Source organism: Vibrio sp. S17_S38, assembly GCF_014694375.1.
In the GTDB taxonomy this organism is placed as follows: Bacteria; Pseudomonadota; Gammaproteobacteria; order Enterobacterales; family Vibrionaceae; genus Vibrio.
Genome location: NZ_JAAUWW010000007.1, coordinates 90,705 through 114,035, shown reverse-complemented (window position 1 = coordinate 114,035; position 23,331 = coordinate 90,705). Strand labels below are relative to the sequence as shown.

At 40.7% G+C, this 23,331-nt stretch carries 19 protein-coding genes; 6 read left to right on the top strand and 13 right to left on the bottom strand.

Annotation, left to right across the window (positions count from 1 at the left end; all coding sequences use genetic code 11):
• Positions 1 to 77: 77 nt before the first annotated feature.
• From HC725_RS07480 to priA, 6 genes are all read right to left on the bottom strand, one after another.
• A complete protein-coding gene (locus tag HC725_RS07480) occupies positions 78 to 989 on the bottom strand; it encodes a 1,4-dihydroxy-2-naphthoate polyprenyltransferase (RefSeq protein ID WP_190331201.1) in 912 nt (303 codons plus the stop codon).
• Between the two features lie 227 nt (positions 990 to 1,216).
• Entirely contained in the window at positions 1,217 to 2,554 is a 1,338-nt protein-coding gene (hslU, locus tag HC725_RS07475; RefSeq protein ID WP_190331200.1) for an HslU--HslV peptidase ATPase subunit, read from the bottom strand.
• Between the two features lie 114 nt (positions 2,555 to 2,668).
• Entirely contained in the window at positions 2,669 to 3,187 is a 519-nt protein-coding gene (gene hslV / locus HC725_RS07470) for an ATP-dependent protease subunit HslV (protein WP_190331199.1), read from the bottom strand.
• A gap of 168 nt (positions 3,188 to 3,355) precedes the next feature.
• Complete coding sequence (locus HC725_RS07465) at positions 3,356 to 3,931, bottom strand: SPOR domain-containing protein (protein ID WP_190331198.1); 576 nt, start codon at positions 3,929 to 3,931, stop codon at positions 3,356 to 3,358.
• 179 nt (positions 3,932 to 4,110) lie between these two features.
• Positions 4,111 to 5,115: a DNA-binding transcriptional regulator CytR gene (gene cytR, locus HC725_RS07460; RefSeq protein ID WP_190331197.1), complete on the bottom strand. Its 1,005-nt coding sequence runs from the start codon at positions 5,113 to 5,115 to the stop codon at positions 4,111 to 4,113.
• A gap of 248 nt (positions 5,116 to 5,363) precedes the next feature.
• Positions 5,364 to 7,565, bottom strand: a complete 2,202-nt coding sequence (priA, locus tag HC725_RS07455) for a primosomal protein N' (RefSeq protein WP_190331257.1) — start codon at positions 7,563 to 7,565, stop codon at positions 5,364 to 5,366.
• A 376-nt stretch (positions 7,566 to 7,941) separates the two neighbouring features.
• Here priA and rpmE point away from each other — a divergent pair, with 376 nt between their 5' ends.
• Both rpmE and HC725_RS07445 read left to right on the top strand, forming a co-directional pair.
• The gene (gene rpmE / locus HC725_RS07450; protein WP_190331196.1) at positions 7,942 to 8,157 is read left to right on the top strand and encodes a 50S ribosomal protein L31; all 216 of its coding nucleotides are present in this window, start codon (positions 7,942 to 7,944) and stop codon (positions 8,155 to 8,157) included.
• A 173-nt stretch (positions 8,158 to 8,330) separates the two neighbouring features.
• Positions 8,331 to 9,587, top strand: a complete 1,257-nt coding sequence (locus tag HC725_RS07445) for a malic enzyme-like NAD(P)-binding protein (RefSeq protein ID WP_190331195.1) — start codon at positions 8,331 to 8,333, stop codon at positions 9,585 to 9,587.
• A gap of 175 nt (positions 9,588 to 9,762) precedes the next feature.
• Here HC725_RS07445 and metJ read toward each other — a convergent pair whose 3' ends face one another.
• On the bottom strand, positions 9,763 to 10,080 hold the full coding sequence (metJ, locus tag HC725_RS07440) for a met regulon transcriptional regulator MetJ (protein ID WP_190331194.1): 318 nt from the start codon (positions 10,078 to 10,080) through the stop codon (positions 9,763 to 9,765).
• Between the two features lie 299 nt (positions 10,081 to 10,379).
• Here metJ and HC725_RS07435 point away from each other — a divergent pair, with 299 nt between their 5' ends.
• From HC725_RS07435 to HC725_RS07420, 4 genes are all read left to right on the top strand, one after another.
• Positions 10,380 to 11,537 (top strand): O-succinylhomoserine (thiol)-lyase, encoded by a 1,158-nt coding sequence (locus tag HC725_RS07435; protein ID WP_190331193.1) that lies wholly within the window; start codon positions 10,380 to 10,382, stop codon positions 11,535 to 11,537.
• Between the two features lie 38 nt (positions 11,538 to 11,575).
• The gene (locus HC725_RS07430) at positions 11,576 to 13,987 is read left to right on the top strand and encodes a bifunctional aspartate kinase/homoserine dehydrogenase II (protein ID WP_190331192.1); all 2,412 of its coding nucleotides are present in this window, start codon (positions 11,576 to 11,578) and stop codon (positions 13,985 to 13,987) included.
• A 529-nt stretch (positions 13,988 to 14,516) separates the two neighbouring features.
• The gene (metF, locus tag HC725_RS07425) at positions 14,517 to 15,407 is read left to right on the top strand and encodes a methylenetetrahydrofolate reductase (protein ID WP_190331191.1); all 891 of its coding nucleotides are present in this window, start codon (positions 14,517 to 14,519) and stop codon (positions 15,405 to 15,407) included.
• Positions 15,408 to 15,723: 316 nt separating this feature from the next.
• Positions 15,724 to 16,632, top strand: a complete 909-nt coding sequence (locus HC725_RS07420) for an aspartyl/asparaginyl beta-hydroxylase domain-containing protein (protein ID WP_190331190.1) — start codon at positions 15,724 to 15,726, stop codon at positions 16,630 to 16,632.
• 158 nt (positions 16,633 to 16,790) lie between these two features.
• Here the strand turns inward: HC725_RS07420 and HC725_RS07415 are convergent, their stop codons facing one another.
• From HC725_RS07415 to HC725_RS16905, 6 genes are all read right to left on the bottom strand, one after another.
• Positions 16,791 to 17,336 (bottom strand): PadR family transcriptional regulator, encoded by a 546-nt coding sequence (locus HC725_RS07415; protein WP_190331189.1) that lies wholly within the window; start codon positions 17,334 to 17,336, stop codon positions 16,791 to 16,793.
• Between the two features lie 152 nt (positions 17,337 to 17,488).
• A complete protein-coding gene (locus HC725_RS07410) occupies positions 17,489 to 18,007 on the bottom strand; it encodes an acyltransferase (protein ID WP_274601395.1) in 519 nt (172 codons plus the stop codon).
• Between the two features lie 109 nt (positions 18,008 to 18,116).
• Positions 18,117 to 20,267: a cysteine peptidase family C39 domain-containing protein gene (locus tag HC725_RS07405; protein ID WP_190331256.1), complete on the bottom strand. Its 2,151-nt coding sequence runs from the start codon at positions 20,265 to 20,267 to the stop codon at positions 18,117 to 18,119.
• Positions 20,268 to 20,269: 2 nt separating this feature from the next.
• Entirely contained in the window at positions 20,270 to 21,556 is a 1,287-nt protein-coding gene (locus tag HC725_RS07400; protein WP_190331187.1) for an HlyD family efflux transporter periplasmic adaptor subunit, read from the bottom strand.
• A gap of 28 nt (positions 21,557 to 21,584) precedes the next feature.
• On the bottom strand, positions 21,585 to 22,583 hold the full coding sequence (locus tag HC725_RS07395; protein WP_190331186.1) for a radical SAM protein: 999 nt from the start codon (positions 22,581 to 22,583) through the stop codon (positions 21,585 to 21,587).
• The gene (locus HC725_RS16905; protein WP_446751356.1) at positions 22,568 to 22,903 is read right to left on the bottom strand and encodes a DUF6404 family protein; all 336 of its coding nucleotides are present in this window, start codon (positions 22,901 to 22,903) and stop codon (positions 22,568 to 22,570) included. Before HC725_RS16905 ends, HC725_RS07395 begins: the two co-directional genes overlap by 16 nt.
• Positions 22,904 to 23,331 lie beyond the last annotated feature (428 nt).

The following is a 23,331-nucleotide window of genomic DNA, read 5'->3' as shown; positions in this document are numbered from 1 at the left end:
TGACAAAGCTCATTTTACTGACTAGAGTTTGATCTAATAACGAAACTGAGCTGTCATTTATAACTACGCCATAAGATTTACGCAGTGCCAAAAACGAGAATAATGGCAAACATTATATTAGTGATAAAGGCGCATTTGACCATATCAGGCAGCATCGGGATGAATTCTTTCGCATCTTCAACTTTCCAAATGGTTTTACCATGCTTGATAACCAAAATTAAAGGTAAAAGCATCAATAATGTAGGCCAAGCAGCTTCGGTATGAAACAAAATATAGCTTGCGAGAGTGAGCCAACCAAACGCTAATAATGTCAGATGGTAGCATTTGGCTTTGTCGGTACCAATACGAACCACAAGAGTGCGTTTATTACTGGCCGTATCATTTTCTATATCACGCATGTTATTGATATTTAATACACCCATAGAAAATAACCCCGATCCTATGGCCGGTAATAATAAGGAGAGGTGTACGGTTCCAGTATGAAGAAAGTAAGTCCCTAAAACGGCTAATAAGCCAAAAAATAAGAAGACTGAAATATCACCTAAACCCACGTAACCATAAGGTTTACTTCCCATGGTGTAAGCGATAGAGCTGAGGATAGATAATAGACCTAAAGCAATAAATGCCATGATACTGGTTGGGCTTTGCAGCGCATAAAATACCAGCGCTAAACCACTCATTATGATCAGTACAATATTGGCAATAATTGCTTTTTTCATGCCTGATTGAGTTATCGCGCCTTGTTGCATACCTCGAATAGGTCCAATACGGTTTTCGTTATCTGTACCTTGAGCTGCATCGCCATAGTCATTGGCGAGGTTGGATAATATTTGTAGTAATGTTGCGGTGAGTAGGGCCAAAAATGATATAGCAAAGGAAAAGTGGCCATCAGCATAAGCAAGGCTACTGCCGGTTGCGATAGCGGCAATTGCAAGCAATAAAGTTTTAGGGCGAGCAGCATCGAGCCAAATAGCAAAAGATGATTTCATAAGTGCTTATATTTATAGATTGTTGTTTAATAATAGTCGTTAAATTATATACGTATACCCGTCGCACTTGAAGGCGTAGTCTAATGTTTCCTTATGTTGGTTAAAATTAATGAGGTTAAGGGCAAGCTATAAGAAGAAATAGATAAGTAGGAAGGGCTTCGGCTTCTAATTCACAATAAAAAAAGCTCGCACTAGGCGAGCTTTTTATGAATGTAGCGTCCTCATTATTATAAAATAAAACGACTCAAATCTTCATCGGCAACCAGTTCACCAAGACGTTTGTGAACGTATTCGGCATTTATTTCTACTTTGCTGCCTGGATTGTCGGTGGCATCAAATGATATTTCATCCATTAAACGCTCCATAACAGTATGAAGACGACGGGCACCAATGTTTTCAGTACTTTCGTTTACTTGCCATGCCGCTTCGGCAATTTTTGTAATACCATCTTCGGTAAACGTTACTTCAACTTGCTCAGTTCCCATCAATGCACAATATTGCTCAGTTAATGATGCGTGTGGTTCAGTTAATATACGTTTGAAGTCATTACTGCTTAACGCTTCTAGCTCGACACGGATTGGTAATCGACCTTGTAGCTCAGGGATGAGATCAGATGGTTTTGCGGTTTGGAATGCGCCTGATGCCACAAATAAAATATGATCGGTGCGAACCATTCCGTGTTTAGTTGAAACTGTGCTGCCTTCGACTAAAGGTAAAAGATCGCGTTGTACCCCTTCACGAGATACATCGCCACCGCCAGTTTGATCGGCACGTTTACAGATTTTGTCGATCTCATCAATAAACACAATACCGTTGTTTTCTGCATTGAAGATCGCTTGTTCTTTGATGTCTTCTGAATTCACCAGTTTGCTGGCTTCTTCTTCGACAAGGGCTTTAAGTGCATCTTTGATTTTTAGTTTACGACTCTTCTTGGTATCACCGGCGAGGTTTTGAAACATACCTTGCAGCTGATTGGTCATTTCTTCCATACCAGGAGGCGCCATGATTTCAACACCCATTTGTGGTGCTGCGACATCAATTTCTATTTCTTTGTCATCTAACTGACCTTCGCGTAACTTTTTACGAAAGATTTGACGAGTATTCGATGTGCTTTCTTTTGATTGATCATCTTGTCCCCAGCCTTCACGAGGTGGTGGCAACAAAGCATCTAGAACTCGTTCCTCTGCTTGCTCTTCTGCTCGGAATTTTACTTTTTCGGTCGCTTGTTGGTGAGTGAGCTTAATCGAAACATCCATGAGATCACGGATAATACTTTCCACTTCTTTACCCACATAACCCACTTCGGTGAACTTGGTCGCTTCTACTTTAATGAATGGAGCATTAGCTAATTTTGCTAAACGGCGTGCGATTTCTGTTTTACCCACACCGGTTGGGCCGATCATTAAAATATTTTTTGGGGTCACTTCAGCACGGAAATCTTCCGATAGTTGCATCCGACGCCAACGATTACGCAGTGCAATAGCAACCGCGCGTTTGGCTTTATCTTGACCGATAATGTGTTGGTTCAGTTCATGAACAATTTCACGAGGAGTCATCTCAGACATAAATTTATTTATCCTTCTACTTTAAGAAGATACAAGGTAATGCATCAACAATACCGTGCTTATATATTCAGTTAAAAGCTTTGATATGAGAGGAAATTAAGCAAAAAGTAATGCTTATAGTTCTTCAATCGTATGGTGATGATTGGTAAATACACAAATATCACCGGCGATATTTAATGCTTTTTCTGCAATGTCGCGAGCTTCTAAATCGGTATTTTCAAGTAAGGCGATAGCTGCGGCTTGGGCAAAGTTGCCGCCAGAACCAATCGCAATGAGATCATTTTCAGGTTGAACCACATCGCCATTACCAGTAATGATTAACGAGGCAGTTTCATCGGCGACCGCAAGAATGGCTTCGAGTTTGCGTAAAGCTCGATCGCTGCGCCAGTCTTTAGCTAGCTCAACGGCTGCTTTGGTTAAATGGCCTTGATGCATTTCGAGTTTACGTTCAAAGCGTTCAAATAGCGTGAAGGCATCTGCAGTACCACCAGCAAAACCGGCGAGTACTTTGTTGTTATAAAGGCGACGTACTTTTTTCGCATTGCCTTTCATCACAGTATTGCCTAGAGAGACTTGGCCATCACCTGCGATGACAACTTTATTATTACGGCGCACAGATACTATAGTAGTCACGAGAAACCTCTTCTTCTTATTCTGGTGGTCTAATCTATATGCGGTTAAGAGAGATGAAATTCAAGGGAGGGGAATAAAATGTCACAGGAATGAAGGATGCTTTGCCCGAGAGCCGAAAATAATAGATTGGCACTAATGATGCCAGTTATGATATTCGGCTCTCGTTTTTTATTTTCCTAGGGTGTCCTTCAAAATGATGCAAGGCTCAATCTTGGCGCGCTGTAAGATATGTTGCTCTTTTACAGCATCACGTTTGTAAGTGTAAGGACCTAAAATTATGCGATACCAACTGCTGCCTTCTAATTTGAGGACTTTACTTTTTAAACCCTGAAAAGCGATATTGGCTTTACGTTGCCCAGCTTGAGCGGATGTTTTGTAAGCGCCACATTGCATGATATACGGGATTTTCGGAACTACCTGTTCTTTAGCTTGGACTTCGATTTCACGTTTAGGCAAGCTTTCCATGTAATCCCACTTCTCTTCCGGAGGAGGCGGTAATACTTGAGTGGGTTGAGTTTTGGTCGGGGCAATTATAAGGATATCTTTAACACTGGGCGCTTTAGGCTCAGGATCGCTACTTAGCATTGATAACAAAGAAATTAAACCACCCAGTAAAATAATCGCAATGATCGCCGCTTTCCAAGGAATCGCACGTTGAGGTGCTTTTTTCTTAGATGCGGGTCCGCGAGTATTTTTCTTCTTATTCGGTGCAGGATTTTTTCTTACGTAATCTCTATTAGCCACAGGCGATCTACAATTCTGTATGGTTTCAAAAAGGAGTCATATAGTAATACCTATTGTGTCAAATATCTATTCATTCCACTGCCAATTAACTTGTTTTTCACATGGTTATTTTCACTATAGTCAGCTTTGTTTTTTGGTCAGTTTGAATGTTGTAAATATCTATTTACTCTAATTGCTGCTTATATTCTAGGCGGCGCTGCGCTATTACGGATCACTAAATTAGCTTCAAGTAAGCGAGATCCTGCCCTGACCTCATGGCCTCTTAATATCTCTAGCAGCATCAGCATTGATTGTTTGCCAATTTCATAACGAGGTTGGGCAATAGTGGTTAAGGGTGGATCGCAATATTGAGAAAATTGAATATCATCGAATCCAACCACGGAAAGATCTTGAGGTACTCGGTAGCCCATCTTTTTGGCTTGCTGAATTGCTCCGATTGCCATTGCATCATTGTGGCAAAAGATAGCGGTTGGTGGTTCTGGTAGTGCTAATAATTTTCCTACGGCAACTACGCCAGATTCAAAAGTAAAATCGCCACAAACTTTGTAGCTAGGACTCATTTCAATTCCAGCTCTGCGTAAGGCTTGCTGGTAACCTTGATGGCGGAATTGGCATAAAGATGCGTGTTCTGGGCCTGACATTTCGGCAACACGTTTATGTCCCATTTGAGTTAAATAATTCACGACGTCAAACGCTGCCGTTAAGTTATCAATATGAACGGTGGGTAGTTCTAATTCGGGAGCATATTCACACGCCATGACCAACGGTGGTAAGTTTTTTTGTTCAGATTTACTGACATCAAAAGGCGTACTGCTTCCGAGTAGTAACATACCATCAGCTTGTTTCGTGAAAAGTAAATTCATAAAAGTTGAGTCACGTTTAAGCTGTTGGCTGCTATCGCCTAATAAAACGAGGTAATTATGCTCCGCCGCGGTATCTTCAATTCCTCGAATTATTTCGGAGAAATAAGAATCACAAATATCAGGGACGATGACGATAATGGTTTTGGATTCGTTGCGTCGTAAGTTTCTTGTTAAGGAATGGGGTGAATATCCTGATTCTAAAACCGCATCTTCTACTCGTTTTCGAGTGGTGAATGAGACCTTTTCTGGATTCATTAACGCTCTTGATACGGTCGCGGTGGATACACCTGCAAGTTGAGCAACCTCCTTCATTGTCGCCATGATTTTTTCTCCCTAAAAAGCCCAAATGGGCAATAACTGGCTTATATTCTAAAAAGTACGACAGTGATATAAGCAAAATAATAAAAATAATCCCTCTGTTTTTACGGGGGAATATGTAGCGAAGATGTTACTATTTTATGCTTTAAATTAAGACCTTAACACGAACCCTTCAGCAATAATTACAGAAAAAAAGTGATGTCACTCACATTCAATTATTTTGTTGCTCAGTTTGTCACAACATTTCAAGATCAGCTGAGATCTTGTGGCTCGATATCGAGTGACCAACGCACTTTTTTGGCTAGAGGTAATAATTGAATTGCTGGTTTTGATGATGCCAATATGCGCTGCATTTTTGATCTGGCTTCAACTTGCAGTAGTAACTGCCATCGGTATTTTCCTGCGCGTTTTGACAATGGAGCAGGCATCGGGCCGAGTACCATACAGGTTTCATCAAACAATGGATGCGCTTCTAAGGTATGGCGAACTTGGCGCAAAAAGTTTTCTGTGGCCTCGTTTTGGTTGGATTCGGCTCGGATCAAACTTAAATGAGTAAAAGGCGGCAGTAAGGCCATTTTACGTTCTTGCAATGCGGCCTGAGCAAAGTGATGATAATTTTTGTGTAGTAATGATTGCAGTAAAGCATGCTCTGGATGATGGGTTTGTAATAATACTTCCCCAGGTTTACTGGCTCGGCCCGAGCGACCTGCAACTTGAATAAATAGTTGCGCTAAACGTTCTGAGGCGCGAAAATCGCTGCTATACAGTGAACCATCGACATCAATTAATCCCACTAAAGTCACATTGGGAAAGTGGTGGCCTTTTGCGAGCATTTGAGTGCCAATTAAAATTTGATATTCCCCTTTGCGAATTGCTTCTAACGCTGACTCTAAACTGCCTTTTCGGCGAGTGCTATCGCGATCAATTCGCAAGGTTTTAAATTCGGGAAATTGTACTTCGAGTTGCTTTTCGAGTTGCTCAGTACCAACACCAACCGAGACTAATTGCGTAGAACCACAGCCATCACATTGGTGGATCACAGGCTTTTGCGAACCACAATGATGGCAGCGCATCTCTTGGCTGCCTTGGTGGAAAGTATAATAAGCATCGCAGCGTTTACATTCGGCAATCCAGCCACATTCATGGCACATCAATGCAGGGGAAAAACCACGTCGATTCAAAAAGAGCATGACTTGATTGCCGGCATTTAAGTGACGACGCATTTCTGCCATTAATGGCGCGGACAAACCGCCTTCTAAATATAAACCTTTAATATCGAGAACTTTATGAGTGGCAGCTTGCGCATTACCCGCCCGCTTACTTAAAGTTAAGTAGTGATATTTTCCAGTTTGTGCATTATGTAAGGTTTCAAGTGCAGGTGTTGCGGAGCCTAATACGATTGGAATGTTGTCTTTATGAGCGCGCATGACGGCAACATCACGCGCATGGTAGCGTAAAGTGTCTTGTTGTTTATATGAAGCATCATGTTCTTCATCAACAATGATGATGCCTAAATTCGCAAAAGGGGTAAAAAGGGCAGAACGAGTACCAATCACAATTCCAGCCTGTTTATCTCGTGCTGATAACCAAGCATTGAGGCGTTCGGTATCATTTAAGCCCGAATGAATCACTTCGACCGGAACATTAAAACGACGCTTAAAGCGCTGAATGGTTTGTGGGGTTAAACCAATTTCAGGCACTAGAATTAACGCTTGCTGTCCTCTATCTAGCACCGGCTTGATTAAGCTTAAATATACTTCTGTTTTGCCAGAACCGGTGACGCCATCTAATAAATAGCAGCCAAAGCCTTGCACGTTATTAACGGTCGCAATCGCAATCGCTTGTTCTTCGTTGAGTTTTGGTTTGTATTGTTCATTTTCAATCTCGGCGGGCCAGCGTGATGTTATGGGCTGCGTGTACGTCGCGCCAATCCATCCTTTATCTTGTAAGGTTTTTAAAGTGCTACTGCTTACTTCTTCTTCAATCATAACGGAATGAGGGACAGGAGCATTTTCGAGTAATCGCATTACTTTGGCTTGCAGATGAGCTCGACCAAATCCTGCGCTTAGTTGGTCCTTACCTGAATCGGTAATATGCCATTGTTTAAGGCTGGCGAAACTGGCTTCTTTGCCTCTACGCAACAAGGATGGAAGTGCTAGTGAAAATGTATCACCGAGCGGATATTGATAGAACTGGCTGCACCAAATGAGTAATTGGTATAAAGGGGTCGGCCAGACGGGTTGACTATCTAAACTGGCTTTAATTGGTTTGAGTTGCTCAATAGGAAAGTCAGAGGTATCAACTAACGCGGTGACGATTCCAGTTAAGGTCTGGCGGCCAAAAGGGACGGAGACACGGCCACCTACAACAGGATATAAATAATTGGGAATGAGGTAGTCAAAACATTTGTCCAATGGAACAGGCAAGGCGACTTGGGCGATATTAGGACGCATAGATGTTAAGACACATAGTTGTTGAGATACATAGTTGGTGAATTCCAATTAAATGAGTTATATCCTTGGTACGAAGTGGAGACTTCATAACTTTAAGTATAGTAAAGCAAGCTCTGTGTAATTTCGAGAGTATATACACGGTCTTATCGTGTAATGAAGCCAGTTTGCAAGAATAAATGCTGAAAAAGAGAGCAAATATCTTGATCGATGGGCTGGGATTCATTACTATACTGCGCCTCGAACGATGTAGATTTCTACATTATTTTTAACACTACGTATGGTGTCTGGCATCCTGTTCTATTGATTATTTTTTATAAAAAGATGGATAGAAGGAAAGAACCAGATAGCGATACGGACCAATATTAAGGTTTGTCCTATGAAAACTGGTATCCACCCAGAATACAAAGCAGTTGCAGCAACTTGTTCTTGTGGTAACGCTTTTGAGTTCAGCTCAACTCTAGCTAAAGACACTATCCACTTAGACGTATGTGACAAATGTCACCCGTTCTACACTGGTAAGCAACGTATCGTTGATACTGGCGGCCGTGTTGATCGCTTTAACAAGCGTTTTGGTGCTCTTAGCAGCAAATAATCTCAACCTAAAAATTTTTTAGAGTTAGAGACAAATTTCAAAGGGATGCTTCGGCATCCCTTTTTTATTACTTAAAATTAAGGCGAAAGAGGGCTTACTCGCTAGGAACTTATCGTTCAATCTATTATGATCTGTTTCTTGTATCGTCTTCGTTCTTTTAGGAATACCAAATTATGTCAGATACCCAACCGACTAAAGATTTTCGCCAGCAAGCTTTAGATTATCATGCTCTGCCTATTCCGGGAAAAATTGCTATTTCTCTTACTAAGCCAGCTGATACTGCTGAAGATCTTGCTTTAGCTTATAGCCCAGGTGTAGCAGAGCCAGTGCGTGAAATTGCACTGAATCCTGATAATGCTTACAAATACACAGGCAAAGGAAATTTGGTTGCGGTTATTTCAAACGGTACTGCAATTTTAGGCTTAGGGAATTTAGGCCCACTGGCTTCAAAACCAGTGATGGAAGGGAAATCATTATTATTTAAACGTTTTGCCGGCTTAGATTCGATTGATATTGAAGTTAAGCATCGCACCATCGAAGAGTTTGTGGATACGGTAGCCAACATTGCTGATACCTTTGGTGGTATCAATTTAGAAGATATTAAGGCTCCGGATTGTTTTGAAATTGAACGCCAGTTGATTGAGCGTTGTGATGTGCCGGTTTTCCACGATGACCAACATGGTACGGCGATTGTAACTGCGGCAGGCATGTTGAATGCGATTGAGTTGCAAGGCAAAAAACTATCTGAATGTAAGATTGTTTGCTTAGGCGCTGGCGCGGCGGCGGTTGCATGTATGGAGCTATTAATTAAATGTGGCGCATTACGTGAAAAAATCTACATGCTGGATCGTAAAGGCGTTATTCACACACGTCGTGACGATTTAAACGAATACAAAGAATTATTCGCTAACAACACCGATATGCGCACCTTAGAAGATGTTATTGCTGGCGCGGATTTATTCTTAGGTGTATCAGGCCCGAATCTATTGCCACCAGAAGCATTAGCACTAATGGCAGATAAACCTGTGGTATTTGCGTGTTCTAATCCTGATCCTGAAATCAAACCTGAACTTGCCGCTAAAGTACGTAATGATTTAATTATGGGTACTGGGCGCAGTGATTATCCAAACCAAGTGAATAACGTGATTTGTTTCCCATTCATTTTCCGTGGCGCATTGGACGTTCGTGCGAGCGAAATCAACACTGAAATGAAGTTGGCAGCGGTAGAAGCTATTCGTCAATTGGCGAAAGAAGGCGTTCCTGAGGAAGTGTTGCAAGCCGCTGGTGTAAAATCGCTGGCATTTGGTCCTGATTACATTATTCCAAAACCAATGGATCCACGTTTATTACCACGAGTTGCTGGCGCAGTTGCCCGCGCTGCGGTTGAATCGGGTGTGGCTCGTATTGCGCTGCCTGAGCAGTATAAGTAAATACCCTTCATTCTCTGAGTATTTCATTACTGGAAGTAATTTGAAGAAAATAAAAGCCCGATCAAACGAATATTTGATCGGGCTTTGTTTTTCTAGTGATACATGTTTTTTTAGTAATGAACTATAAAAATTCGACTATGGTATTGATAAACAACGGTTTTCATTATCAATAGTTTTAATCATCAAATGATTCAAATTCGATGCCCATTTCCGTCATCAGCTTTTTGACTTCAGCGGGCAAATCATCGGGGCGATCTTTACGTAGGTCTTCATCGGTTGGTAGAGGTTGACCGGTATAAGCATGCAGAAATGCTTCACACAATAATTCACTATTGGTGGCATGGCGCAGGTTGTTAACTTGGCGGCGAGTTCTCTCATCCGTCAATATTTTTAATACCTTCAGCGGAATAGAAACAGTGATTTTTTTGACTTGCTCACTTTTTTTTCCATGTTCCGCATATGGGCTAATGTAGTCCCCATTCCAATCGGCCATTACGCACCTTCGTTGTTTATTATCTAAATTAAGTGTTAGGACAGCAATTTTAGCGGCATTGACTGCCATAAGTAAAGACGCTTAGACGTCTAGAGGTGTTGACGTCCTTTTTTTGTAAGGGTAAAGTAGCAGAAAAGATCGATACTGACTAAAAAAACGGTAAGATTAAGCCTTTATATGTACGTTATTTGAGTCGATATAAGCTTTTTTTGTATAAACTATTTTTGTATAAGCGATGTGTTGTATGAGCTGCTCGGCTCTACATTATATCCTCTCTGTCAATGGAAAAGGAATCAACCATGAGTTCAAGAAAGCCCGCGACTGTTGCTGTTCGTACCGGTATTGAATCAGATACCCAATATCATGCGGTTGTCCCACCGATTTATCTTTCGACTAACTATGGTTTTCCTGCCTTCGGTGAAGTACCTAAATATGACTATACTCGTTCAGGTAATCCTAATCGTGGCCTGCTTGAGCAAGCATTATCGGAATTAGAATCAGGATCAGGCGCGGTGATCACCAATTGTGGAACTTCTGCTTTGAATTTATGGGTGTCTGCTTTTTTAAGCCCAGATGACTTAATTATTGCACCTCATGATTGTTATGGCGGTACATACCGTTTATTTAATACTCGCGCGCTCAAAGGCGATTTTAAAGTGCAGTTTGTCGATCAATCGAATCAAGCTGAATTTGATGCAGCGATTGCAAAAAAACCAAAACTTATTTTATTGGAAACCCCATCGAATCCGTTAGTTCGAGTGGTGGACATCACGAAAGCGTGTGAAAAAGCCAAACAAGTTGGTGCAATGGTGGCGGTTGATAACACCTTCATGACACCTATATACCAAAAGCCACTTACTCTAGGCGCAGATTTTGTTGTGCATTCAACCACTAAGTATATTAATGGTCACTCGGATGTAATCGGTGGCGTGATTATTGCTAAAGATCCTGAACATGTAGATACCTTATCTTGGTGGGGAAATTGCATCGGTGCGACAGGGACGCCTTTTGATAGCTATATGACTTTGCGTGGGTTAAGAACGCTGCCTGCGCGAATGAGAGTGCATGAAGAAAGTGCTCAGGCTTTATTAAAATACTTACAACAGCAACCACTGGTAAGTACCATTTATCATCCAAGTTTACCAACTCACCCTGGGCATGAAATTGCAAAAGCGCAGCAAAGCGGTTTTGGTTCAATGTTGAGTTTTGAATTTAATGGCAGCATGGATCAATTAAAGACTTTTGTGGGTAAGTTACAATTATTCTCGCTAGCGGAATCGTTAGGAGGCGTGGAAAGCCTAATATGCCACCCTGCCTCCATGACACATCGCGCAATGTCTGATGAAGCTCAAGCAGAAGCGGGCATCGCCCAGACATTACTTCGAGTGTCAGTCGGATTAGAAGATAGCCAAGATTTAATTGCTGATTTAGAACAAGCATTTCAACAAGTGCAATAAAAACAGTCAGCGTAATACATTATTAAGAGGTAGCCTAAATGACAACGGCTCGTCAGTTACATAAGTTTGGTGGGAGCAGTTTAGCCAATCCCGAGTGTTATAAGCGCGTTGCAAATATTTTGCGTGAGTATTCTGATCAATCTGATTTGGTCGTTGTTTCTGCGGCGGGCAGTACCACCAATCGATTAATTGATTGGTTAGCAGCATTGGAAAAAGATGGCCGTATTGCGCATGAAATATTACAAAAGTTGCGTCAATTTCAAGTCGAATTAGTTGAGTCATTGTTACCAACAGAAGAGGCGCAGCCATTATTAGATTTATTGCATAATGAGTTTTTAGCATTAAGTGATCTTACCGGACCTATTAGCATTGTGACTCGATGTGATGTACTAGGACATGGTGAAGTATGGTCTTCTCGCTTATTAGCTGCTTTATTGTGCCATTTGGATATGGAAGCGGCTCAACTCGATTGTCGTTATTTTTTACGAGCAGAACGTGGAGCTCAACCAGAAGTTGATCGCGCACGTTCATTACCATTACTCAAAGACTGCCTAGCGCAACACGGTAAAGTTAGAATTGTTATCACCGGCTTTATGGCTCGTAATGCCGCTGGCGAAACGGTACTACTTGGTCGCAATGGTTCCGATTATTCTGCCACCGTGATTGGCGCATTAGCTGAAGTAACGCGAGTAACTATCTGGAGCGATGTGGCGGGTGTATTTAGCGCCGATCCTCGTAAAGTCTCCGATGCGTGCCTATTACCACTTTTACGACTTGATGAAGCCAGTGAACTTGCTCGTCTTGCTGCACCTGTTTTACATAGCCGAACATTGCAACCGGTGGCGCAAAGTGCAATGGATTTAAGCCTACGTTGTAGCTATCAACCAGAATCGGGTTCAACCCGTATTGAGCGAGTATTGGCATCAGGGCGCGGCGCTAAAATTATCACCTCGATTGATGAAGTGTTGATGGTGCAAATTCATTTTGGCTCTGGGCATGATTTCGAACGTTTACAATCAGATGTGATCCGATCTTTATCTCGTGCTCAATTACAGCCATTAGCAATGGAATCACAGCCAGATCAGGGGTGTTTGTTATTAGCTTACACTCCTGAGCTTTCAGGTGATGCTTTGTCTTATTTGCAAGATATTGCGGTTGGCGCTGAAATTAAACTGAAAGAAGGCTATTCAATGGTCGCTGCGGTTGGCGCGGGCGTGACGAGTAATGCAAATCATAGTTATGGATTCTATCAACAACTAAAGGATGCCCCTGTTGAGTTTGTCTCTGCAGCAGATTCAGGTTTAAGTCTAGTTGCGATTTTACGCCGCACCGATGTGACCCAAATTGTGTCAGGCATGCATTCTCAATTGTTCCAAGCTCAGAAGCGTGTTGCGATAGCGTTATGTGGTAAAGGTAATATTGGTTCAAGTTGGTTGGCGTTATTTCAAGAGCAACAAGTTGAATTAGAAAAACGCAGCGGAATGAGTTTTGACTTGGTGGCCGTGGTTGATAGCCAAACGTATTGGTTAGATTTAAACGGGATTCAAGCAAAAGATGCATTGTCGAAATTTTCTGACGAGAGCATCAAAAATGATGGTAAAACATGGTTAGAAACACTGGCGCACCAAACTCGATACGATGAAGTTGTGGTGATGGATGTGACGGCTAGTAATGTTTTAGCTGATCAATATGAAAGTATTGCGGAACATGGCATGCATTTAATTTGTGCGAATAAAGTGGCAGGTTCAGCCAGTTCAATTCGCTATCAAGCCGTAAAAGATGCATTTGAGAAAACGGGTCGTCATTGGTTGTATAATGCCACAGTCGGCGCCGGCTTACCGGTCAATTATGCGATACGTAACTTACGTGATAGTGGCGATGATATTACCGCGATTTCAGGCATATTTTCCGGGACATTATCGTGGTTATTCCAACAATTTGATGGTTCGATTCCATTTAGTGATTTAGTCGATTTAGCGTGGCAACAAGGTTTGACAGAACCAGATCCCCGCTCAGATCTTGATGGCTCTGATGTTATGAGGAAATTGGTTATTTTGGCACGTGAATCAGGCTTTGAAATTGAGCCAGAGGATGTCAAAGTGGAGTCTTTAGTGCCGCAAGAGTTGCAAGGTATTTCAATGGATGAGTTCTTTGATCAAGGCGCACTGCTTAATGAACGCCTAAGTAAACGTTTAGAGAAAGCACAAGCAAATGGCAAAGTTTTACGCTATGTCGCACGATTAAGTCGTGATGGTAAAGCTACGGTTGGAGTGGAAGCGTTAAATCCGGAGCACGCACTAGCGAACTTATTGCCATGCGATAATATTTTTGCGATTGAAAGCCGCTGGTATAAAGAGAATCCTTTAGTCATACGTGGACCGGGAGCGGGTAAAGCCGTCACTGCTGGTGCATTACAATCTGATTTGAATCGACTTTCTATCTTATTGTAATTTAAAGATTAATTTTAATTTATTTCAATGCCATCTGTTATTTAAGATGGCATTTTTATTGTGTGGAACATTTTTATATTAAATATGAAAAAAATTCATGTTTAGATCGTTGACATTAGATTCCATTCAAGACATTCTTTAGACATATGGACGTCCAGAAGTATTTGTAACACGTATTTTCAACATGTCTTGTTAAGTAAGTATTTTTTTAGATGAGCAGTATTGCTGTTATTTATTAAGTGGCCTTGTCGTTATCCGTTTAGTAAACAGCTTTTCCGCTATTGGTTTATAAGTGGCTTCGCCGCTATTGATTTATAAGTGGCTTCGCCGCTATTGATTTATAAGTGGCTTTGCCGCTATTAGTTTATAAGTGGCTTCGCCGCTATTGATTTATAAGTGGCTTTGCCGCTATTAGTTTATAAGTGGCTTCGCCGCTATTGATTTATAAGTGGCTTCGCCACTATTAGTTTATAAGTGGCTTCGCCACTATTAGTTTATAAGTGGCTTCGCCACAGGGAGAGAAAAAGAAATGAGCTATTCACATGCAGGTCATATTGACGCACTCAATCACAACGTGGCCGATCTTGCAGGCAAGATTAATGTTTCTTTTGAATTTTTCCCACCAAGCAGTGAAAAGATGGAAGAAACGCTTTGGGCATCTATCCACCGTTTAAAAACGCTGCAACCTAAATTTGTCTCGGTCACTTATGGAGCCAATTCTGGCGAGCGCGATCGTACTCACTCAATCATTAAAGAAATTAAAGAGCAAACCGGCTTAATTGCTGCGCCGCATTTAACCTGCATTGATGCAAGCCGTGATGAGCTTAAAGATATTGCTAAAGATTACTGGAATAACGGGATTCGCGATATCGTGGCGCTACGTGGTGATTTGCCTCAAACCGGTAGTAAACCTGATATGTATGCGTCTGATTTAGTTGAACTCTTAAAAGGTGTAGCTGATTTTGATATTTCAGTTGCGGCTTACCCAGAAATTCACCCTGAAGCGAAAAATGCTCAAGCCGATTTGATTAACCTAAAACGTAAAGTCGATGCAGGTGCTAATCGCGCCATTACTCAATTTTTCTTTGATGTGGAAAGCTACTTACGTTTTCGTGACCGTTGCGTAACCGCTGGCATTGATGTTGAAATCATTCCAGGTATCTTGCCTGTCTCTAATTACAAACAAGCTAAACGTTTTGCGGATATGACCAATGTACGTATCCCAAGTTGGATGGCAAAGCAGTATGAAGGTTTGGATGAAGATCCTGTTACTCGTCAAATGGTGGGAGCAAGCCAAGCGATTGATATGGTTCGTACCTTAAGCCGTGAAGGAGTAAAAGATTTCCATTTTTACACCTTAAACCGCTCGGAAATGACATACGCGTTGTGCCATACGTTAGGCGTGCGTCCTAGCCTTTAAAGCCAATTACATTGTAGAGCTAGCAAACAAAAGACTTATCTCGAGGTAGGTCTTTTTTAGTTTGTGTAGCGGGTAGTGGATATACAAGTTTATTGAAACGAAATTTGATCTGTCCTTCTGGATAGCGAGGCAGGAGAATGGTTCCGAATTTCTTAAAGCATGTTATTATCCCAAATTGAGTTAGACATGATTGATCACATACTGTGATGCAGAATTTTTCTTAATGTTAAGTAATCTATTATCCTATCGCTTAGGCGCATTTTAGCTGTCCCTATGAAGGTTTTTGATACTTTTATACTTATATGAGTGTTCATCTATGCTGTTTTTTGTTGTTTTCGTGCCTTTAATTTATGTGCTATCTATTGTTTTTATCCGCATTCGTAATCGTGATCGATTAAAATTCAGTCGCCAGTTGTCTGACTTTTCTACATTTATGGTTCCTTTTAACATTCCTATCTATCTTTTATCTAAAGTACCGCGAACACCCTTTGTTGATCGTAAGCATTTTCCAGAGTTGGATATTTTACAAAACAATTGGGAGCTAATAAGAGATGAAGCTTTAGCTCTTTATGAAAATGGTCATATCGCAATTAAAAATGATTTACCATCTAGTTCTTTTTATAAAGATAATCGATGGACTAGCTTTTATTTAAAGGTATACGATTGTGATATATCATCAGCTCGTGAATTGGCTCCTAAAACGATGGAACTGATTGACCAGGTTCCTGGGATGAACCTAGCGTTGTTTGCCTGCCTCAATCCTGGGAAAAAACTAGGCAAACACCATGACCCATTTGCTTTGAGCTTACGATATTCTCTTGGGCTGAATACGCCAAATTCTAAAGATTGTGCTATTTCTGTGGATGGACAATGGCGAACGTGGAATGATGGTGAGTCAATCTTGTTTGATGAAACTTATGCTCACCACACTCACAATGATAGTGACACTCCACGTATTATTTTAATGTCTGATATTGATAGACCACTAAAATCCAAGACTGTCCAAAAAATGTATTATTATTTTTCTAAATTTTTTAATAGCTTATTTTTTGTGGATAACATTGACGCTAGTAAAAGCGGGATTGGTAATAAAATCACCCCACTTCATGGTAAGTACATGGCTTACATAAAAAAAATAAAAAAATGGAACAAGCCAGTTTATATTATGCTGAAATGCCTCATCGTTACTGTAGTGTTGTTTTTGATTTATAATTTAATTGCTTGAATTAGATTTAAAGACCTATGCAAGCATAAATAGAGAACTTAGGATTTAACGTAACAGTATTTAATACGCATTACACATAAAATCCGTAAGCTACACTTGTAGTGGCTTACGGATTTTAGTGCATCTAGGTAGGAGGAGGGATACACCAATTCTAATGCTTATCCCTTAATTTGCATTGACTCTAGTTCTTGCTTCACCTCTATCGCCCAAGTCAACCACGACTGACGCTCAAGAAGATTACGGCGTACTGTTAGTCGTTCTAATCGTAATGCGTTTGATAAGGTCGATTGGAGTGAATAACGAGCATCTAACTGCTGATAATGGTGTAGAAGCTGCTCATTTTCGGGGATTAATCGTTCAAGCTGTTCGATTAATGGTTGAGGTGATTGCACCGTACAAGCCATGAGTTTGGCACTAAATTCATCACGTAATTCGGTGTGTGAGAGTGGTTTTTGAAACCAAGCGGCTAAAGCTTGAGTGCCATATTGAGTGATGGCGTAGACTTTTTTATCTGGCTTACCTATTTGAAATAATGCTTCACAAGTTACCCATTCTTTTTCCAGCATTTTGCTGAGTTCACGATAAACCTGCTGATGACTGGCTTTCCAATACTGACCAGCCTGTTGTGAGAAAGCTTTAGTGATATCGTAACCAGTGGCTTCTTTTTGGCTTAAGACGGTTAAAATGACGTGTGGTAAAGACATGTGATGATCCAATCAATTCGCTGACAGAATCATACCCCAATCGACAGCACTTCGATATGACGTCTTACTTGAGTTGTGAAACTAAAACCAGATTTTCTATCTGCTTGTGTTACTCGCGTATTGAAGGGTGATTTTCGTGGACCACTACAGAATCATAAATTTAATTCTATTTTCTTTACAGTGCACGGGTTACCCGCAGCCATACAATTAGCAGGAACATCTTTTGTTACTACACTACCAGCCCCTATAACCGCGCCATCGCCAATGCTAACGCCAGGTAACACAATACACCCATAGCCTATCCAAACATCACTGCCAATTGTTACAGGTTCAACCTTTAAGTTATCAAGCTCATCAGGATGACCTCTATTCGAAAGAGAATGTCCACTGCAATCCATAATCACTGTATTTGGGCCAAAAATTACATTGTTTCCTATAGAAACTTTTTCATAAGCACAAATGGAAGTTCCTTGAAGCACACATCCCTTTCCGATTACTATTTTGCCAAAGGGCCTACCGTTAACTGAAACGCTTGTCAGTTTTGTGATGCCAGAGGGGAAGGCTGGAAAGTTGGAAGATTCAATATAACAACCAGAGTCGATAGAAATTACCTCATTACCTTCGGGCAAATTTTCGAAGCTTTTTTTCCCTGCTTTGGTCAATGTAATCAAGGGGCACCCAGAGAATGTTACCCAGTTATTTGAACCAAAGTATCGACCATATTGTTCCATCAGTTCCGACTCAGACAACTCAGAATGGTTATCTGGGTACAGTATTCGTTCAGAGTGGTACATCTTGAGTCTCCTGCCTAAAATTATTGGGAACCTCCTGAACAAGCCCACCATCCATGAGTAAAACTCGATCAGTCGACGCAATGGTTTCAGGACGGTGAGCTATCATCAAAATTGGAATATTAATTTCTTTAAACATCTGACATACAAATGATTCTGTATAGATATCTAAGCTGCTTGTCGCTTCATCCAATACCAAAAACTTAGGCTTCTTATATATTGCTCGCGCTATGAGAATCCTTTGTTTTTGACCACCAGAAAGACTTGACCCCATCTCACCAATCAAGGTGTGATACCCCATATTGAGACGCTCTATATCGTCATGAACACCAGCTCTACGCGCACACTCAACAAGCCAGTCTTCATCTAAATCGCCGGTAAAAAAAGTAATGTTCTCAATAATTGAACCACTGAACAGTTGATCTTCTTGTAATACAGCTCCTACTTGAGCTCGAAGTAACTTGGAGGACATCGATTTATTACCAAAATAGTAAATACCTCCCGATGTGGCTGAGTATATGCCCAATAGAAGCTTAGAGATCGTTGACTTACCACAACCAGATGCCCCTACTAACGCAACGATTTCATTACTTTTCACACTAAAGTTGGCCCCGTTAAGGATAGGGGGCTGGTCTTTTCCGTAGGAGAAATAGACATCGACGAACTCGATGACATTATCACTCGGATTATTAGCCACATTAGTTTGCCCTATGAGGTTATAATCGCTATCCGTTTCTTTTTCCGTTAAGACAATATCTGCTAGACGCTCGTTGTACACAGATAGCATCTTAAACTCGAAGTACTTATCTGTTAGGGAGCTAATGCTGGCAGAAAAACGACCTTGATAAGAAAGGAATGCCATCAGCATACCGATAGTAAAGAGTCCATCCAACACCAAATTCGCACCAAACCAAAGAACACTCGCAGATACAAGACTAACAATAGACACATTCATTGTGTGGTAGATCATTCCAAGCTTTTGCTCATGAAGCTGCGCATTTCTGCGATTAATATTAAGGTTTCTCCAAGAGGACTCTCGCCAAGGTAAAGTCCCATTTACTCGTAAGCTCAATACACCACGCACAGTCTCAATAAAATAACTTTCCTCCTGAGTGCTAGCTTCCCAGGTGTTTTCTTCAGCACGTTTAAATGCACCAAACCAAGCGAACCTGAGAGTGATGTAACCTAATGCAGCGACTATTGCAATGAGGGATAGTTGAGGACTATAAACCAACATAATCACAAGTGTGCCGACGACTAACACTAAGTCGAGCAGAGCCTGAATTACGCTAGTCGTTAAAGTCCGCTGAATGACATCCACAGCGGCAAACTTAGCGCTAATGCTTACTATATCCCTTTTTTCAAACCAATCTATTGGTAACCGGAATAAATGATGGAAAACATTTGCAGCCCACTGCATATTAAAATTCACAGACAGTTTAATTGTGGCCCATTGTTGGGCAAGGCCGATTAGAGTTTGAGTTGCTGTCACCATCAGTATGGCTCCAATGACGAGTACAAGAAGATTTTTATCATACCCAACTAAGACTTCATCAATAACTATTTGATTGAAGATGGGTAACGTGAGAGCTAACACCTCCAATACCAATGCGAAAACAAATATCCGCCCTAATGCCCCTTTTAATCCTATTGTTTTACCAATCAATGTTGATAGCCGGATAGCTTTACTTTCTACTTTCTCCTCGAAATCATGAGTTGGTGTTAGCTCTAGCGCGATTCCTGTAAAATGTTTGTTTACCTCATCATGACTCAGTGTCAATGCTCCATTGGCGGGATCGTGAATTTCAATTCTCTTCCCAGTCACTTTCTTTAACACAACAAAATGATTTAGATTCCAATGCAAAATACAAGGAGTGGCTAATTGCTCTAGTTCATGTAAGTCTAAGCGCACCGCTCGACCTGAAAGTTTCAGAAGTTCACCACACTCAACGAGCCTCGCAAACGACATTCCGTGCTGGGTAATGCCGAACTTTGCCCTTAGAGACCTTAGATCGGTTTTATACCCATGCCATTCGGCAACCATAGCTAAACAAGCGATGCCACATTCCGCTTTTTCAGTCTGTCGGATCAAAGGGAGTTTCTTACCCCATTCCCAATCAATTAGGCTTTCGGTATGAATCATTAAGTTCGTCCTTTAATGGTGTACAAAGGCTCTAACAACCACTCGTAGATCTTACGAGTATCCAGTTCAATGTCTGCAGTCAATGTCATTCCTGGAATAAACATCTGCTCCTTTCCATAAACCGTGATGGTAGGTTTATCTAATTTGACTCTAATTTGGTACAAACCCATGCCAGTATGAGTACGTGAAAGTTGACTTTGTATTAGTAGGCTATTTGGTAGCATTTCGGCAGATACTGCGGATTTTGATATGGATTCGATGACTCCTTGCTGTACACCAAATTTTTCATAGGAGAACGCATCAAATCGTAAGCGAACATCTTGACCTTCTTGAATGAAGCCGATGCTGCGGCTGGGGGCATAAAGCTCGACGACCATAGGTTCTGAGCCTTCAGGTATTACAACTAATAGGGGCTGGCCCTTATTAACGGAGTGGCCTTCCTTAACAAAGGTGGACGCGACCACACCGTCAATCGGTGAGACAATCTGAGTATCCGTTTGATAAAAATACTCGATTTTACTCTGAGCGATTTGCTGAAGCTGGCGGTCTATTTCCTGTAAGGCAATTTCAAGTTCCAGATGAAGCGTACCTGTCGTTTCTTTTAGCTTAGCTTTCTCTCTTGTTAAACGCTGTAAATTAAGACGCTGTGTTTGCATATTGGCTTCTAATGTTATCAACTCGAGTCTTTGTCTCTGAAGCTCAATCAAAGAAATGAAGTGCTTGTCGACTAACACTTGTTGTTTGTCAACCAAACTTTGAGCAAGGTTTAACTCTTGCTCTGATAAATTGACGACAAGCTTCAATATTCTAGCCTCTTCTGATAAGCGCACTAGATCATCATCAATCACTTGTAACTGAAGCTGAGATTTTTCTATTTCTTTATTCCGACGTTCATTTAATAAAGCAATTTGATTATCTATGGTAGCAATAATGCGTTTTTTAACACCCAGCCCAAATTCATCATACCGTTCTGTCTTGATTTCATATAACGGCTCTCCGGCGAGCACTTTTTGCCCCTCCTCTACAAATACACTCTCGATATAACCTTCATCATTAGACTGTACCTTAACAATACCACCAGTAGGAATTACCACTCCACTCAGTGTATCTCTGCGAGTATATTCAGCAAAAACAACAAAAAAAATGATTGTGACTAAAACGAGTACAGACGCACCAACAAACAAATGCTGATTCAAAGAAGCGTCGATTAAAATCGAACCTTGACTGTCTGATTTTTGAGCGTCAAAATACTCTGGCCGATATAGATGCTTAGCTCTTGCTACCACGGGTGTACCTTTCCCTAATTAAGCGAGATTAAAGTTGCGTCACTTCAATTTGTTTTTCTTTATTAGCAATGAGCCTTGTGTTGACCTTTTTTGCAGAGAGATCCACACCACATTGGCAAATCTTAGTTCTACATTTAGTTGGGGTAGTAGGAAGCTCGATGCTTTCGTCATAAATTGACCCAATAGGTCCATCTTGCATACACCAAGATCGATAAATATCACCACTAAAAGTGACGACCAAGCTATCAATACCTGCGTAACAATCCCAGCCGACAAAGTTCGTTTGGTCATTTGCAATTAGATCAAACGTCGACATATTTTCCGTTGTACCATCGGCATAATTAATTTCTAATTCCGCCATTGATGGTGGAAGCGTTTTAAGCTCCGGCCTACCACGAAAGTCTTTCATTATTTGCTCTTGTTCAGATGTATAATGGTACTTTTTAGTAATCCCACCATGTCCGAAGCCTTCAAAAAGTGGCTGCAAAGCAATAGAGCAACGGACTTCTTGTTTTAGTCTATTTGCAAACGCTAAGCAGTCTTCAAATCGCTCGGGAACCATCATGATGTTGACGTGAAATCGAGTCGTTTGTGAATCCTCAAGCACTTTAGATACCTCAATAAAATGAGATTCACTCTTAATATCATTAATATGAAAACTCAAGCTTACGCCTGATAAGTACTTCGCGTTATCTTGCCACCAAGAAAGTTTTTTTGAGCCGTTTGATACAATCGTAACGTCTCCATTTTTTTGGAAAATATACCGAATAAGTTTATTAAAATAACTTAAAAGAGTTACTTCTCCTCCTCCAAATTCAAAATATGGTCTAGAATATAATGTTGATGTGCGTTCAAACACAAGATCAACAAAGTTCAATGTGCTTTTATAAGCTGGAGCTTTTATAGAACCACTATTCAAGTCTGAATGGCAGTAATAACACTTGTAATTACAATTATTCATTAGTGCCCAGTTTATATAAATAGACTTATATTTAGAACTACAACCAACAATCACAACTCCCTCCATGGGGTCAGCCTCAAAGATTTAAATTTATAATAATAGTAAAAAGAAAGAACCAATGACACAAACGCAGGAAATATAAATAAGAAAATGTAGTCTAAATTATTTGACAAAAAGCTCAAAACCATAACAAGACAAAACCAAAAAAAATAAAAAATAAAAAATAAAAAATAAAGAATAAAGAAGTTTTTATAAAATTCATTATAATAAAGAGGCTTAACTCTCAACCCTAAAAATCTTAATAGCTTTATAAATGGCGTAATTTCAAGACCGTTAGCTCTTAATTCCAAAGATGAAATTTTGTATTTTTTTTCAAAATAGCACATATATACCTTCTCTATTGGCACGCTTTCGCGTGCCGTTTAATCCTAAATTTAATAACCGCCATTACCATTAAAACATTGACCAGTGTAGGCACCAGCTGCAGCTCCCATTGCGGCCCAGCCAGGACCTCCAGCTGACCCCATAACTGCTCCTGCAATAACATTTCCTATGCAATTAGAGCTAAATGGGCCTTGACTTGGTTTACTGTCACAACCTTAACAAGCTGACAAAAATAACCCCGTTTTGTGACTATTACTTTGGAGTATGCATACACTCACAGGTGAACTCGTTTTTTTCTGTATTTAATGAATAAATACAGGTCGCTACACACGACCTGTAATATTTATTTTTTATAGAAAGACTTAACTAACAGCACATGGATTATGAATGTCACAAATAAGACTAGTCTTAAATAAAAATTCAGATCAGT